The sequence below is a fragment of the Streptomyces venezuelae genome, assembly GCF_008642375.1.
GTDB lineage: Bacteria > Actinomycetota > Actinomycetes > Streptomycetales > Streptomycetaceae > Streptomyces > Streptomyces venezuelae_G.
The window spans coordinates 7,878,004-7,893,220 of sequence record NZ_CP029194.1; the positions used below are offsets into that span (position 1 = coordinate 7,878,004).

Consider the following 15,217-nt stretch of genomic DNA (forward strand, 5'->3'; position numbering starts at 1 on the left):
ATGACCACCACCGCATCCGTCCCCGAAAGTCGTCACCACGCGGCGACGCGGCCGTCCGCCCGCGCCGGCAGGGCCGGTGGCCAGCACCGGGCCGGGAGAATCGCACACATCGTCCTGGCACTCGCGGCCCTGGCCTCGCTGTTCCCGCTGTACTGGACTCTGGTCGCGGCCTCCACCGACAGCCACGCCGTCGTCTCCAGCCCGCCTCCGATGCTGCCCGGCGGCAACCTCTTCGACAACCTCGGCTACGTATGGCACAACGCCGGCGGGCGCGGCATGGGCGTCGCCCTGCTCAACTCCACGTTCGTCGCCGGAGCCGTCACCGTCAGCACGGTGACCTTCTCGGTCCTCGCGGGATACGCCTTCGCCAAGCTCCGCTTCCGGGGGAAGAAGGTCCTGCTCGGGCTCGTCCTGTCCACCCTCGCCGTGCCCGCGCAGCTCAGCGTCGTACCCCTGTTCATCCTCACCAAGAACCTGGGGCTGGGGAATCACCTCGGGGCGCTGATCCTGCCCGTCCTCGTCACCGCCTTCGGCGTCTTCTTCATGCGCCAGTTCCTGTCCCAGGCGCTGCCCTCCGAGCTCCTCGAAGCCGCCCGCGTCGACGGCGCCAACTCCCTGCGTGTCATCTGGCACGTCGTCTTTCCCGTCGCCCGCCCGGCGATGGCGGTCCTGGGCATGCTCACCTTCGTCCAGTCCTGGAACGACTTCCTCTGGCCGATCATCGTCATGAACGGCTCCACCAACCCCACCGTCCAGGTCGCCCTCGCCGGACTGGGCACCGGCTGGTCCACCGACTGGTCCGTCATCACCGCCGGAGCACTCATGGGCACCCTGCCTCTCCTCCTGGTCTTCGCCCTCTTCGGCCGCCACATCGTCGGCGGCATCACCCAGGGCGCCATCAAGGGCTGACCTCCGCGCTCTTCCTCTCTCGTCCGACAACCTCCGCCAAAGGGAGACTTCGTCATGCCCGCAACCCCCGTCACCGCCCCAGCCGCCGTCCGCCGACTGCCCTTCCCGCCGGGCTTCCTGTGGGGCGCGGCCACCGCCGCCTACCAGATCGAGGGCGCCGCGGCCGAGGACGGCCGAACACCGTCCATCTGGGACACCTTCTCCCGCACCGCCGGCAAGGTCGCGAACGGAGACACCGGCGACATCGCCTGCGACCACTACCACCGCTACCGCACGGACGTCACCCTGATGTCCGAGCTCGGACTCCAGGCCTACCGCTTCTCCCTGTCCTGGTCCCGCATCCAGCCCGGCGGCCGGGGCCCCGCCAACTCCGCCGGCCTCGACTTCTACCGCCGGCTCGTCGACGAACTCCTCGACGCCGGCATCCAGCCGGTGGCCACCCTCTACCACTGGGACCTCCCCCAGGCGCTGGAGGAGACCGGCGGCTGGACGGCACGCGAGACCGCCGAACGCTTCGGCGAGTACGCCATCCTGGCGGCCGAGGCCCTCGGCGACCGGGTCGCGCTGTGGACGACCCTCAACGAACCGTGGTGCTCGGCCTTCCTCGGCTACGGCTCCGGCGTCCATGCTCCCGGCCGTACCGACCCTGCCGACGCCCTGCGCGCCGCCCATCACCTGAACCTCGGCCACGGTCGCGCCACCGCCGCCCTGCGTGCGGCACTGCCCGCCCACGCCCAGGTCGCGGCCTCCCTCAACCTTCACCAGGTCCGCCCGCTCACCACGGATCCCGCCGACCTCGACGCGGCCCGCCGCATCGACGCCGTCGGCAACCGCGTCTTCACCGGCCCGATGTTCTCCGGCGGCTATCCTGCGGACCTCCTCGCCGACACCGCTCACGTCGTCGACTGGAACACCCTCGTCAGGCCCGGGGACGAGGCCGCCATCGCCGCCTCCATCGACCTCCTCGGCATCAACTACTACACCCCCGCCGTGGTCTCGGCTCCCACTCCGGGAACGGCAGCGGTCAACCACGCCCACGGCGAGAGCGACCACTCCCCGTGGCCCGGCTCCGAGGACGTCAACTTCCACCTCCCGCCCGGCGATACCACCGACATGGGCTGGAGCATCGACCCCACCGGTCTGTACGACCTCCTCATGGCCACATCCCGTGCCCACCCCGGCCTCCCCCTGGCGATCACCGAGAACGGCGCCGCCTTCCCCGACGCACTCACGGCGGACGGCCAGATCCACGACCACGACCGGATCGACTACCTCCACCGCCACCTCGCCGCCGTCCACCAGGCCATCGGCGACGGTGCCGACGTACGCGGCTACTTCCTCTGGTCCCTCCTCGACAACTTCGAGTGGGCGTACGGATACGAGAAGCGCTTCGGAGTCGTCCACGTCGACTACGCCACCCAGCTGCGCACCCCGAAGGCCAGTGCCCGCTGGTACGCCAGGGCCATCGGCGCGAACTCGGTGCCCGCTCTCTGAGCTCCGGCAGGGTTTCGAAAGTTTCGGCCCCGCCGCCCGAACGGGCAGCGGGGCCGGCCAGGCGGAATCAGCGGACGGCGTGCGGGCGGACCTCGAAGTCGGCATGCAGGCGCCGGTGGTGGTCCAGCGGCCGCACCGGACCGGTCAGGGTCACCTGGGCGGTCAGCCGCGGATCCGTGCTGGAGGCGCTGAGCCTCAGCTCGAGCTCTCCCGGTTCGACGGTGCGCGTCCCCGTCCTGCCGGTGAACGACGCGAGGTCCGCGGGGACGACCGCGTGGATCCGCTTCCTTTCTCCGGGGGCCAGATCGAGACGTACGTACCCGACGAGTCTCTGTAGGGGCTGGACCACGGAGGCCACCGGGTCGTGCAGATACAGCTGGACGAGTTCGGTGCCGGCGCGGTCACCGGCGTTCGCCACGGTGAAGGCGAGCCGCACCGCGCCGTCCGTGGGGACTTCGGTGTCCTCGACGGTCAGGTCGCTCCAGGCGAAGGAGGTGTAGGTGAGGCCGTGACCGAAGCCGAAAGCCGGAGTGGGGTCGATGCTGGAGACCTCGCTGGTGTGGCCGAGGCGGGAGGCCAGGTAGGTCGACGGCTGGGCACCGGGGTGGCGGGGCACGCTGACGGGCAGTCGGCCGCTCGGGCCGGTCCGTCCGCTGAGGACGGAGGCGATGGCGGCCGTCCCGGCCTCGCCGGGGAAGAAGGACTGCAGGACGGCGGCGGACTCGTCGGCCGCGCGGCCGAGCGCGTAGGGCCGGCCGGTCAGCAGGGTCGTCACGACCGGTGTCCCGGTGTCGAGGAGGGCGTCGAGCAGCTGCTGCTGCGCTCCGGGGAGGACGAGGGACTCGGCGTCGCAGCCCTCGCCGCTGGTGCCCCGCCCGAAGAGCCCCGCGCGGTCACCGAGGGCCGCCACGACGACATCGGCGCGGCGGGCGAGTGCCAGGGCCTCGGCGAAGCCCTCGGTCCCGGCGTCGTCGATGCCGGTTCCGTGCGCCACGAGCACCTCGGCGGTGGGGAACTCCTCGGCGAGGGCCTCGCGCAGGGTGGGCAGGTCGATGCCGAGAGGGGCGTCGGGGTGCTGTCCGCCGACGTGGACGGGGAAGGAGTAGCAGCCGAGGACGGCCGTGGGGGCCTCGGAGTTGGGTCCGATCAGGGCGATCCGGCGGGGAGTGCGCGGGTCGAGCGGCAGGGTGCCGTCGTTGCGGAGCAGCACGACCGCCCGTTCGGCGATGCGGCCGGCCAGCTCACGGTTGGCGGCCGGGTCCAGGTCGACCGTGCCCCGGAGGGAGTCGGGGCCTGCAGTGGTGTCGACCCCGCGCAGCGCCGGCGGTACCGGGTCCCATCCGGGGTCGAGAAGCCCGAGCCTGGCCTTCTGGAGGAGGACTCGCCGTACAGCCCGGTCCACGAGCGTCTCGGAGACGTGTCCTTGCCGGACCCCGTCCAGGAGAGGCGCCCCGAAGGTCTTGACCGTGGGGAGCTCCACGTCCACTCCTGCGGTGAGAGCGGTGCCGGCCGCGTCGCCGAACGTGCCGGCGACGCCGTGCAGGGTCTTGAGGAACGCGATTCCGAAGTAGTCGGCCACGACGGTGCCGGTGAAGCCCCAGGTGTCCCGCAGGAGTCCGGTGAGGAGCTGCTCGTCGGCGGCCGAGGGAATCCCGTCGGTGTCCGTGTAGGCGTGCATCACCGACCGGACACCGCTCTCCCGGACCGCCATCTCGAACGGCGGCAGGATCACGTCGGCCAGTTCCCTGGCGCCCATGCCGACCGGGGCGAGGTTGCGGCCCGCCCGGGACGCCGAGTAGCCGGCGAAGTGCTTGAGGGTGGCGACGACGCCGGCGGACTCCAGCCCCTGGACGTAGGCGGTGGCGATCGTCCCGACGAGGTACGGGTCCTCGCCGATGGTCTCCTCGACGCGCCCCCAGCGGGCGTCGCGGACGACGTCGAGGACGGGGGCGAGCCCCTGGTGCACGCCGACCGCGCGCATGTCGCGGCCGATCGCGGCGGCCATCTCCCGTACGAGCGCGGGGTCGAAGGTGGCTCCCCAGGAGAGGGGGACGGGATAGGCGGTGGCGCCCCAGGCGGCGAAGCCGGCGAGGCATTCCTCATGGGCGACGGCCGGGATGCCGAAGCGGTTCGCGGCGGAGATCCGCGCCTGTGTCCGCATCAGGGACAGGGCGCCGAGCGCGGGGTCGACGGGGACGGTGCCGAAGGGCCGGGTGAGCTGGCCGAGACCGTCGGGCAGCAGATCGTCGAGGTCGACCGGCTCCTCCATGTCGTGCTGGTGCGGTGCGACCTCGGCGCCCTCGTCGGAGGCACCGACCCACACGCCGTACAGCTGGGCGGTCTTCTCCTTCAGGGTCATCTCACGGATCAGCGCGTCGACACGGGCTTCCGCGGTCAGCGCGGGGTCCTGCCAGGCGGAGTGCGGGGCTTCGGGCTGTGTGGCCACGTCGTCGGTCACTTTCCTCCGACTCCCATCAGCCCCTGGACCAGGGCACGACGGGCGAACAGATAGACGAGCAGGATGGGGAGCATGGACAGGACGACCGCCGCCAGGAGGCCGGGAATGTCGACGCCGTGTTCCGTCTGGAAGTCGTACAGGCCCATCGTGATGACCTTGTTCTCCGAGGACTGGGTGAGGACTAGCGGGAACAGGAAGCCGTTCCAGGCCTGGAGCGAGGAGAACACCACGATCGTGGACAGACCGCTCTTCGAGAGGGGCAGCACCAACTGGAGGAAGATCCGCCAGGGTGTTGCCCCGTCGACCGTCATGGCCTCGTACAGCTCGGGCGTGATGTCCCGCATGACGCCGGAGAGGATCAGGGCGCAGACGGGCATGGCGAAGGCGGCGGTCGGCAGGATGACGCCGAGGAGGTTGTCGTAGAGGCCGGCCTCGTTGATCAGGTAGAACATCGGGACGATCACTGCCTGGGAGGGGATGGCAAGCCCGAGCAGGAAGAGTCGGAAGACCCGGCCGGTGGCCTTGCCGTCGCTGCGCACGATGGCGTACGCGAGAGGCGGCACGAGCAGCAGGACGATGCCGACGACGCAGACCGTGACGATCGCCGTGTTGAGGAAGTACTGCGCGAAGCCGTCGTCGAGGTCGTTGACGTAGTTGTCGAGGGTGAAGCGCTCGGGGAAGGCGAGGGGGCCGTTCGCCGCGTAGTCCGTCCGGGACTGGAAGGTGGCGATCAGCATGACGTACAGCGGCAGGCCGACCACGAAGAGCCAGATCAGCGAGCCGAATCCGGCGAGGTAGTTGGGACGGGGCTTCATCACACGCCCTCCATGGTGCTGCGCATCCTGTCGTAGCCGGTCAGGCGCACCATGACCAGGGAGACGAGCGTGGCGACGAGGACGAGGAGCAGCGCGATCGCGGAGGCCCCGCCGAAGTCGAAGCTCTTGAAGGCCTTCTGGTACATGTAGTAGGCGCTGTTCGTGGTGTCGGTGCCCGGTCCGCCCTGGGTGAGGATCAGCACGGTGTCGAAGGTCGTGAGTCCGCCGACCACCATCAGGATCATCGAGGTCACGATGCTGTTGCGCAGCTGCGGCAGGGTGATGTGGAAGAACTGGCGAACCCTGCCCGCGCCGTCGATCCGGGCCGCCTCGTAGAGGACCCCGGGGACGGCCCGCGCGGCGCCCTGGTAGATCAGGGTGTGCAAGGGGGTGAACTGCCAGGTGCCGACGAGGACGAGGACGCCGATGGCGCCGACCTGCGTGCCGAACAGGTTGCCGTCTCCGAAGAGCCACTTCGCCTGTGAGGGGACCCCGAAGTTGGGGTCGAGCACGGCGCGCCACAGGACGGAGACGGCGGTGATGGAGAGCAGGAGCGGGACGAAGTAGACGGCTGAGAGCACAGCGCGGTTGCGCTGCCGGCCGGCGGCCCAGACGCCGAGCAGGATGCTGATCGGCGTCTGGACGACGGCGCCGAGGACGGTGAACACCAGGCTCAGCCAGAGGCTCTTCACCATCACGGGGTCGTCGAGCAGCCGGCTCCAGTTGTCCAGGCCGGCGAACTCCGGGGAGCCGAGGCCGTTCCAGCGGGTGAAGGACAGGACGACGACCAGGAGGAGCGGGACGAGGGCGAACAGGCCGAAGAAGACGGCGGCGGGCGCTGCCCAGGCGAATCCCGGACGGCCCACACCGGTCGCGGGGCGGTGGGACCGCCCGTGCCGGACGCTCTTCTCGGTGCTGTCCACGGTGGGGACTGCGGCAGTGGTCATGTCAGGCGTTCCGGAGGGTCGGGCCGCGGGTCAGGCCGCGGGCAGGCTCTGCATGGCGGCGACGAAGGCGTCGGGGCTCATCTGTCCGTTGAAGAACTGCTGGACCGCCTGATGGATGGTGGTGGTGGCGGCGGGCGGGTAGGCCTGGTCCCAGGAGAGCTGGAACGCGGGGGCCTTCTTCACCAGGTCGTACTGGTACTTCGAGTAGGCCGGGCTGGCGGAGCCGTCCAGGAACCGGGGGGTGTTGGTGGTGGTGGGCAGGTTGCCGATGCCGAGCTGGCTCTTGACGAACTCGTCCGAGTACATGAGCTTCAGGAACTCGGCCACGGCCTCGGGGTGCTTGGTGTTCTTCAGGACCGAGTAGAAGTTGTTGGTGTTGCCGGCGAGGTTGGCCGGGTCGCCCTTGCCGCCCTCGACGGTCGGGAAGGCGCCGTAGCCGAGGCCGTTCTTCACGAAGTCCGGGTAGGCGTCCTGGAGAGTGGAGTACTCCCAGGAGCCCATGAGCTCGAAGGCTGCCTTGCCGGTGGCGAGCAGGGCGGGGGAGCCGCCGTCGGTGAACTTGACCGAGTCGTAGTTGGTGCCGAAGGCGCCGGCGTCGATCAGGTCCCTCAGCATGCCGAGGGCCTTCCTGCTGTCGGGACTCGCCCAGACGCTCTTGTCTCCGGCAACGGCCTTCTGGAAGAGGTCGGGACCTGCCACCCGGTCGTAGACGTACTGGAACCACATCTGGGTGGGCCACTTGTCACCGCCGCCGAGCGCGATGGGGGTGACGCCCTTGGCCTTGAGCGCCTTGACGGCGGTCAGGAGCTCCTCCCAGGTGCGCGGGGCATCGACACCGGCCTCCGCCAGCACCTTCTTGTTGTTGAACAGCAGGACGGGCTGGGTGCCACGCATGGGTACGCCGTAGGGCTTGCCGTCGACGACCGCGGTGTCGAAGACCGACGGCAGGAAGTTGGACTTCAGGCCGGGGTCCTTGGCGATGAAGTCGTCGAGCGGCATGAGCAGGCCGGCGTCGACGTAGGGCTTGATGCTGCCGCCGCCCCAGTTGAAGAACACGTCCGGCGCCTGCTTGCCGCTGATGATCGTCTGCAGCTTGGCCTGGTAGTCGGCACCGGGGATGGTGTCGAGGACCGCCTTGACCTCGGAGGTCTTGTTGAAGGTCTCGACGAGCTGCTTCTCCACCTTGTTGGCGGCATCGCCGTACACCAGGACATGGATCGTGTCCGAGTCGCCTGCGGCGGAGTCTCCCGATCCGCCGCAGGCAGCCAGGGACAGGGCCATGGCCAGCGACGCCCCACCGACGACAGCGGTTCTCATGAGCCGTATGTGCCTCTTCATCGCCTCACCCTTCGAAATAGTTTCGATCTTTTTTCCGAAACTTCACGTTGCCGGACGCTAGGGCGGCTGCGGCGAAGGGGTCAACCCTCCGGTGGGGAGTTATCAAAGCGTGACTATGTCGACACGTGGAGCTGTGCTTTATGCTGCTCGGATGCGAGACGGCGAGGAAAACACGCGAATCACGCTGGCGGAGGTGGCACAGCAGGCCGGAGTATCGCTTTCGACAGTTTCGAAAGTCCTCAACGGCCGAACGGACGTCTCATCGGCCACGCGCGGCAAGGTGGAACGGCTCCTGGAGGCGCACTCGTACCGCCGGACCACCCGCGTCGCCCGGGAGGCGCCCCTCATCGAACTCGTCTTCCACGAGCTCGACAGCGTGTGGTCGATGGAGCTGATCCGCGGGGTGGAGAACCTCGCCAAGGGCCACCAGGCGAGCGTCGTCCTGACCGAGAGCGGCACCCGGCACGCCCCGGCGCCGGACTGGATCGAAGGAGTTCTCCAGCGCCGGCCGATCGGCGTGGTCCTGGTCTTCTCCTCCCTCCCCGACGCCGTCAAACGGCAGCTCGACGCGAGGTCCATCCCCTTCGTGATCGTCGACCCGGCGGGAGACCCCGAACCGGACGTGCCGTCCGTCGGTTCGGCGAACTGGTCCGGCGGCGTCGCCGCGACCCGTCACCTGATCGACCTCGGTCACCGCCGCATCGGCATCATCACCGGCCCCGAGGACATGCTGTGCTCCCTGGCCCGGCTCGACGGCTACCGGTCCGCCCTGAACGTGGCCGGCCTGGATCACGACGCCACCCTCGTCCGGTTCGGCGACTTCCACGTCGAAGGCGGATACGCCCGTGCCATGGAGCTGTTGCAGAGGCCGGACCGGCCCACGGCCGTCTTCGCCGGAAGCGACCTGCAGGCGCTCGGCGTCATGGAGGCGGCGCGGGCGTGCGGGCTGCGCGTGCCCGAGGACCTGTCCGTCGTCGGCTACGACGACGTGATGATCGCGCGCTGGTCGAGCCCCCCGCTCACCACGATCCACCAGCCGCTGCGTGAGATGGGCGAGGAAGCGGTACAGATGCTGCTCCGCCTGCGCGCCGGGGAGCCCTCGGTGACGCGCATGGAGCTCGCGACCAGCCTCGTCGTCCGAAAGAGCACCGCCCCGCCGTCGGCGTAGGCGGCGACGGTGTTTGCACGTCGACAGCTCGGCTCGACCTGAAGTGGACGGCGACGAAGTGGAGCCAGGATCGCCCTGGCTCCACCCCGCCGCTGCAGGTCAGGTGCGGGTCCAGCGCTGGTTGCTGCCGTTCCAGCAGGAGTAGAGCTGGATCAGGGTGCCGTTGGCCGTGCCGTTGGCGGCGGCGTCAAGGCAGAGGCCGGACTGGACGCCGACGATGGATCCGTCGGAGTTGAGGCGCCATTTCTGGTTGTCGCCACCCCAGCAGCTGTAGATCTGGACCTTGGCGCCGTTGCCCGTGCCGGCGGCGTCCAGGCACTTGTCGCCGTAGACCCTGAGCTCGCCTGCGGCGGTGTGGGTCCACTGCTGGTTGGTGCGGTTGTTGCAGTCCCACAGGTTGAGCTGGGTGCCGTCGGTGGTGCTGGAACCGGGCACGTCCAGGCAGCGGCCCGAAGCGACGCCCTTGATCTGTCCGCCACCGGGCGAGGGGGTCGGATTGGGGTTGGGGGAGGCGGCGTTGAGTGCGTTGAGCACGGAGGTGTAGGCGGGCTTCTTGCTGCCGTCGCCGTTGAACAGGAGCGGCGAGTGCTCCGGCCGCCAGGAGTCCGTGTCGCGCACGCCCCAGACGGTGATGCCGAGGCAGCGCGGGACGGCCAGGCAGTCGTTGGTCACGCCGGCGTAGGTCGTGCCCGAGGCGCCCTGGATGTCGAGTTCGGTGACGGCCACATCGACGCCGAGGGCGGCGAAGCTCTGCAGGGTGGTGCGGAAGTTGCTGTTGTACGGGCTGTCGCTGTTGAAGTGCGACTGGAAGCCGACACAGTCGATCGGCACGCCGCGCTGCTTGAAGTCGCGGACCATGGCGTACATGGCCTGGGTCTTGGCCCAGGTCCAGTTCTCGACGTTGTAGTCGTTGTAGCAGAGCTTGGCGGCCGGGTCGGCCGCGCGCGCGGTGCGGAAGGCGACCTCGATCCAGTCGTTGCCGGAGCGCTGCAGGTTGGAGTCGCGCCGGGCTCCCGAACTGCCGTCGGCGAAGGCCTCGTTCACGACGTCCCACTGGGCGATCTTGCCCTTGTAGTGGCCCATCACGCCGTTGATGTGGTTGATCATCGCCTGGCGCAGCGCGTTGCCGTTGAGGCTCTGCATCCAGCCGGGCTGCTGGGAGTGCCAGGCCAGGGTGTGGCCGCGTACTTGCTTGCCGTTCTGCACCGCCCAGTTGTAGACGCGGTCGCCGGCGCTGAAGTTGAACTGGCCCTGCTGGGGTTCGGTGGCGTCGATCTTCATCTCGTTCTCGGCCGTCACCGAGTTGAACTCGCGGGCCGCGATCGTCGTGTACGCCGAGTCGTTGAGCCTGCCCGAGGCGATGGCGGTGCCGAAGTAACGCCCGCTCTGCGCCGCCGCGCTGCCGAGTGTGCTCTCGGCGGCTTGTGAGGTCTGCGGCGCCACCAGCACGGCGGCCGAGCCGAGGACGCCGACGATCAGCGCCGCGCACAGGCTGCCGATTTTCCGGCGGACGGTGGACGGTGGAATGGCACTTGAGCGCATGACTGAGCCTCCAGGATGGAAATCACGGAAGGATGTGAGCGCGGCAGAATGAATCCACGTGAACGACGCCCCTGTCCATGGGAAAAGGACGCGCACCATCAGGGCGTAATGATTCAGGGGTGCAGGTGCCCGGAATTCGGGAAGAGGGGCGTCACCGCCTCGTGACTCAGTGTGGAAACCCCGCAGAAACATGTCAAGAGTTTCGAAAGAATTTCGATGACCCTGCCCTCGGAACGACGCTGTCGTCGCATTTCAGTCGTACAAGGCTCATCGAAAGAATTTCGATGAGGCAGACACGAGAGGACAGGACAAACGCACCGGCCGGATCCGGTCAGTTTCCGCCGGTGCGAGGCGGGGCCGTGGAGAGCCGGACCTTGAGCTCGGTGGAGAGCTCCATCCGGGGGCTGACCAGGGGCTGGTCCTCCAGGAGCTGGAACAGCGTGCGGGCGGCGAGCCGGCCCATCTCCTCGAGCGGCTGGCGCACCGTCGTCAGTGGCGGTGACAGCCATTCGCACATCGGCAGGTCGTCGAAGCCGACCACGCTGAGGTCCTGAGGGATGCGCAGTCCGGCCTGCCGGGCGGCCTCGTAGACGCCCATCGCCTGCTGGTCGCTGCCGGCGAAGACGGCGGTCGGCGGCTCGGGGAGGGCGAGCAGTTCCCGCGCGCCCCGGAAACCGCCCTCGTGCTGGAAGTCGCCGAACCGGATCAGATCGCGGTCCACCTCGATCCCGGCCCGCTCCAGCGCGGCCCGGTACCCGTCGATGCGGGCCTGGCTGCAGAGCATGTCCTTGCGCCCGCCGATCGCGGCGATCCGGCGGTGCCCCAGCTCCAGCAGGTGCTCGGTGGCGGCGAGGCCGCCCGCCCAGTTGGTCGCGCCGATACTCGGCACACCGTTGCCCGGCAGGTCGATCGGGTCGATGACGACCAGCTTCACCCCGGCACGTGCGACCTGGGCGCGCTGGGCGTGGGTGACCGAGGTGGTGACGAGGATGACGCCGTCGCTGTGGTGCAGGACCGGCAGTTCGGCCCAGCTCGACGGCGTGGCCTCGCCGGGCGGGACGAGCGACACGACGGTGCCGACGCTCCGCTGGGCGCACTCGGCCTCGACGCCGCGCAGTATCTCCACCGCCCACGCGCTGTCCAGACCGCCGATGATCAGGTCGACGAGGCCTGACCTGCGGGCCCTGCCCTGCCGGCCGGGCTGGAGGTACTTGTGCGACCGCAGCAGGCCCTCGATCCGTTCGCGTGTCGAGGGTGCGACATCGGAGCGGCCGTTGATCACCTTGGACACGGTGGCCTGGGAGACCCCTGCCTCCGCGGCGATGACGGCCAGGGTCGGACGCTGCTCGCTCAACTTCTCTCCTCTGCCCAGACGCCCTCGGCTGGCGACAGGTATCGCAAACTTTCGAAGAGTTTCGGGTTGACGGGACGGTCTGTCAAGCCTAGGAACAGCCGCTGTTCCTGCATGAATTGGCGTCAGGGGGCTTGACCGCGAAGCCCCGCGTTCCTAGTTTGTGGCAGCACGGAATTCGAGAGTATTTCGAAACATTTTCGGGCGCGAACCGGCGTTCGGCACCCTTCGAGGGCTTCCCGACGGGAAGGTCCGGAGCGCCGACTCTGCGGCATGCGCGGCCGCCTTCACGCCTATTCCGTTCCCCCTCACCCTCCGAAGGAGCTCTTCTGATGAGGTCTCGTCATCCCTCCGCGGTCCATCTGAAACGCCTGTTGACCGTCCTCGTGCCCCTGTTGCTCCTGGCGACGTTATTCAGTGCCCAGCCCGCCGGCGCGGCGACCGTCGACACCAACGCCTGGTACGTGCTGGTCAACCGCAACAGCGGCAAAGCCCTGGACGTCCACAACCTGGCGACCCACGACGGTGCCCGCATCACCCAGTGGTCCAGGAACGATCAGAACCAGCAGCAGTGGCAGTTCGTCGACTCCGGCGGCGGTTACTACCGCCTCAAGTCCCGTCACTCCGGCAAGGTGCTGGACGTCCACAACCTGTCCACCGCCAACGGCGGCTCGGTCGTCCAGTGGGCGGACCTGAACGGCACCAACCAGCAGTGGCGGCTGGCCGACGGCTCCGACGGCCACGTGAGGCTCATCGCACGCCACAGCAACAAGGCCCTCGAAGTACAAGGCGCCTCCACTGCCGACAACGCGAACATCGTCCAGTACGACGACTGGGGCGGCGGCAACCAGCAGTGGCAGCTCGTCAAGGTCGGCGCCGGCAACCCCGGCACGTGCGCTCTTCCGTCGACGTACCGCTGGTCGTCGACGGGCGCGCTGGCGCAGCCCAAACCGGGTTGGGCCTCGCTCAAGGACTTCACCGTCGTCCCCTACAACGGCAGGCAACTCGTCTACGCGACGACGCACGACACGGGGACGAGGTGGGGCTCGATGAACTTCGGCCTGTTCACCGACTGGCCGGAGATGGGCTCGGCCGGCCAGAACGCGATGTCGAACTCCACCGTCGCTCCCACGCTCTTCCACTTCGCACCGAAGAACATCTGGGTGCTCGCCTACCAGTGGGGTGGGACTGCCTTCTCCTACCGGACGTCGAGCGATCCCGCCAACCCGAACGGCTGGTCGTCGGAGAAGGTGCTCTTCTCCGGAAGCATCACCGGCTCCGGAACAGGCCCCATCGACCAGACGCTCATCAGCGACGGCACGAACATGTACCTGTTCTTCGCCGGCGACAACGGCAAGATCTACCGGGCGAGCATGCCGATCGGGAACTTCCCGGGCACCTTCGGCGCGAACTCGACTGTGGTCATGAGCGATACGACGAACAACCTCTTCGAAGCCCCGCAGGTCTACAAGCTCCAGGGCCAGGACCGCTACCTCATGATCGTCGAGGCGATCGGCTCGCAGGGCCGGTACTTCCGCTCGTTCACGGCCACGAGTCTGAACGGCTCGTGGACGCCCCAGGCCGCGACCGAGAGCAACCCGTTCGCCGGCAAGGCCAACAGTGGCGCCACCTGGACCAACGACATCAGCCATGGCGAACTGATCCGTACCGGTCCCGATGAGACCATGACCGTCGATCCGTGCAATCTGCAGCTGCTCTACCAGGGGCGCAGCCCCGACTCGGGCGGCGACTACGGCCTTCTGCCCTACCGGCCGGGTCTGCTGACGCTGCGGCGCTGACGGTATGACACGGGTCCGGCTCCGGTGCGGGGCCGGCATGGCGGGCTCGGCGGAAGTCCGAGCCCGCCCTCGACGCGCACACCGTTGACATGCTCATCGCGGCGACCATACGGTCGCGCCACGATTTCGAACGTGTGACGAAATATCGAACATCCTACGTCAAGGAGCGTCATCGACATGGCCATCAAGAGGCGTACGGTGATGGCGGCGGGCGCCGCCGGAGTGGCGGCAGCGGCCGCGGGGGCAGCCCCGGCGTTCGCCGCGGGCGGCGCGGAACGGCTGGGCGGAAGGCCGCTGAAGGAGCTGTTCGGGACCCTGTCCGACGGCACACGCGTCCACCGCTGGACGGTGGCCGCGGGAGGCACCCGGCTGCGCGTGCTGTCGTACGGCGGCATCGTCCAGGCCCTCGAGATCCCCGACCGGCGCGGGCTGTACGCGAACGTGTCGCTGGGCTTCGACAACCTCGAGGACTACGTGGCGGGCAGCCCGTACTTCGGTGCCCTCATCGGTCGCTACGGCAACCGCATCGCGGGTGGCGCCTTCACTCTCGACGGCAGCACGTACCGACTCCCCGTCAACGACGACCCGAACAGCCTGCACGGCGGGGACAAGGGCTTCGACAAGCGGGTGTGGGACGTCGAGCCGTACGCGCGGGGTCGGGACACCGGCCTCACCCTGCGCCACGTCAGCGCGGACGGCGAGATGGGCTACCCCGGCACCCTGCGCGTCCGGGTCGACTACGTCCTCACGCCCCGCGGCGACTTCCGCATCGACTACAAGGCCACGACGGACAAGGCCACCGTCGTGAACCTCACCAACCACACGTACTTCAACCTCGCGGGAGAGGGCAGCGGCGGCATCCTCGACCACACCCTGAGGATCGCCGCGGCCCGCTACACCCCCGTCGACTCCACCCTCATCCCGACCGGCGAACTCGCCAGGGTCGCGCACACCCCCTTCGACTTCCGCAGCGGCAAGCCCATCGGCCGTGACATCCGCGAGGCGCACCCGCAGGTCCTCTTCGGCCGCGGCTACGACCACAACTTCGTGCTCGACAAGGGACGCACCGACACCCCGCAGCATGCCGTGACCGTGACGGAACCCGTCCACGGCCGCGTGATGGAGATCGCGACCACCGAGCCGGGCGTGCAGTTCTACAGCGGGAACTTCCTCGACGCCACGCTTGCGGGCACCTCCGGGAAGGTCTACCGCCAGGGTGACGGCTTCTGCCTGGAGACCCAGCACTTCCCCGACTCGCCCAACCAGCCGTCCTTCCCGACGACGGTGCTCCGCCCGGGACAGACCTACCGCTCGACGACCGTGCACTCTTTCGCCGCCCGCTGATACGGAAGAGCCGGGGTTCCGGCCCGTGACCGGTCCGGACGGTCCGGTCGGG

The 15,217-nt window shown here is 69.0% G+C and carries 11 protein-coding genes; 5 read left to right on the forward strand and 6 right to left on the reverse strand.

The genetic code is table 11. The annotated features are described in order from the left end of the window. Together DEJ46_RS35840 and DEJ46_RS35845 are read left to right on the forward strand one after the other, a co-directional pair. On the forward strand, positions 1-909 hold the full coding sequence (locus DEJ46_RS35840) for a carbohydrate ABC transporter permease (protein ID WP_150273110.1): 909 nt from the start codon (positions 1-3) through the stop codon (positions 907-909). Positions 910-963: 54 nt separating this feature from the next. Then, positions 964-2,403 (forward strand): GH1 family beta-glucosidase, encoded by a 1,440-nt coding sequence (locus DEJ46_RS35845; protein ID WP_150273112.1) that lies wholly within the window; start codon positions 964-966, stop codon positions 2,401-2,403. A 67-nt stretch (positions 2,404-2,470) separates the two neighbouring features. On the opposite strand, the gene DEJ46_RS35850 is transcribed toward DEJ46_RS35845, so the two are convergent. From DEJ46_RS35850 to DEJ46_RS35865, 4 genes are read right to left on the reverse strand one after another with little or no spacing between them, the layout of a single operon-like run. Beyond that, positions 2,471-4,861 (reverse strand): beta-glucosidase family protein, encoded by a 2,391-nt coding sequence (locus tag DEJ46_RS35850; protein ID WP_223835350.1) that lies wholly within the window; start codon positions 4,859-4,861, stop codon positions 2,471-2,473. Next, positions 4,858-5,676, reverse strand: a complete 819-nt coding sequence (locus tag DEJ46_RS35855; protein ID WP_150273114.1) for a carbohydrate ABC transporter permease — start codon at positions 5,674-5,676, stop codon at positions 4,858-4,860. Before DEJ46_RS35855 ends, DEJ46_RS35850 begins: the two co-directional genes overlap by 4 nt. Further along, entirely contained in the window at positions 5,676-6,623 is a 948-nt protein-coding gene (locus DEJ46_RS35860) for a carbohydrate ABC transporter permease (RefSeq protein ID WP_150273116.1), read from the reverse strand. The genes DEJ46_RS35855 and DEJ46_RS35860 overlap by 1 nt, the downstream gene beginning before the upstream one ends. Positions 6,624-6,653: 30 nt before the next feature. Then, positions 6,654-7,940, reverse strand: a complete 1,287-nt coding sequence (locus tag DEJ46_RS35865; protein ID WP_411757802.1) for an ABC transporter substrate-binding protein — start codon at positions 7,938-7,940, stop codon at positions 6,654-6,656. Positions 7,941-8,112: 172 nt separating this feature from the next. Here DEJ46_RS35865 and DEJ46_RS35870 point away from each other — a divergent pair, with 172 nt between their 5' ends. After that, complete coding sequence (locus tag DEJ46_RS35870; RefSeq protein ID WP_150273120.1) at positions 8,113-9,129, forward strand: LacI family DNA-binding transcriptional regulator; 1,017 nt, start codon at positions 8,113-8,115, stop codon at positions 9,127-9,129. Positions 9,130-9,228: 99 nt separating this feature from the next. Here the strand turns inward: DEJ46_RS35870 and DEJ46_RS35875 are convergent, their stop codons facing one another. Both DEJ46_RS35875 and DEJ46_RS35880 read right to left on the reverse strand, forming a co-directional pair. Then, positions 9,229-10,671 (reverse strand): endo-1,4-beta-xylanase, encoded by a 1,443-nt coding sequence (locus tag DEJ46_RS35875; RefSeq protein WP_150273122.1) that lies wholly within the window; start codon positions 10,669-10,671, stop codon positions 9,229-9,231. Positions 10,672-11,002: 331 nt separating this feature from the next. Next, positions 11,003-12,025 (reverse strand): LacI family DNA-binding transcriptional regulator, encoded by a 1,023-nt coding sequence (locus DEJ46_RS35880; protein ID WP_150273124.1) that lies wholly within the window; start codon positions 12,023-12,025, stop codon positions 11,003-11,005. 329 nt (positions 12,026-12,354) lie between these two features. Here DEJ46_RS35880 and DEJ46_RS35885 point away from each other — a divergent pair, with 329 nt between their 5' ends. Further along, entirely contained in the window at positions 12,355-13,821 is a 1,467-nt protein-coding gene (locus DEJ46_RS35885) for a non-reducing end alpha-L-arabinofuranosidase family hydrolase (RefSeq protein WP_150273125.1), read from the forward strand. Between the two features lie 177 nt (positions 13,822-13,998). Then, positions 13,999-15,165 (forward strand): aldose epimerase family protein, encoded by a 1,167-nt coding sequence (locus tag DEJ46_RS35890; RefSeq protein WP_150273127.1) that lies wholly within the window; start codon positions 13,999-14,001, stop codon positions 15,163-15,165. Positions 15,166-15,217 lie beyond the last annotated feature (52 nt).

Coding starts and splice junctions, on each gene's coding strand:
- DEJ46_RS35845 (WP_150273112.1), top strand. CDS start 964: ATGCCCGCAACCCCCGTCACCGCCCCAGCCGCCGTCCGCCGACTGCCC.
- DEJ46_RS35875 (WP_150273122.1), bottom strand. CDS start 10,671: ATGCGCTCAAGTGCCATTCCACCGTCCACCGTCCGCCGGAAAATCGGC.
- DEJ46_RS35865 (WP_411757802.1), bottom strand. CDS start 7,940: ATGAGAACCGCTGTCGTCGGTGGGGCGTCGCTGGCCATGGCCCTGTCC.
- DEJ46_RS35885 (WP_150273125.1), top strand. CDS start 12,355: ATGAGGTCTCGTCATCCCTCCGCGGTCCATCTGAAACGCCTGTTGACC.
- DEJ46_RS35840 (WP_150273110.1), top strand. CDS start 1: ATGACCACCACCGCATCCGTCCCCGAAAGTCGTCACCACGCGGCGACG.
- DEJ46_RS35870 (WP_150273120.1), top strand. CDS start 8,113: ATGCGAGACGGCGAGGAAAACACGCGAATCACGCTGGCGGAGGTGGCA.
- DEJ46_RS35855 (WP_150273114.1), bottom strand. CDS start 5,676: ATGAAGCCCCGTCCCAACTACCTCGCCGGATTCGGCTCGCTGATCTGG.
- DEJ46_RS35890 (WP_150273127.1), top strand. CDS start 13,999: ATGGCCATCAAGAGGCGTACGGTGATGGCGGCGGGCGCCGCCGGAGTG.
- DEJ46_RS35860 (WP_150273116.1), bottom strand. CDS start 6,623: ATGACCACTGCCGCAGTCCCCACCGTGGACAGCACCGAGAAGAGCGTC.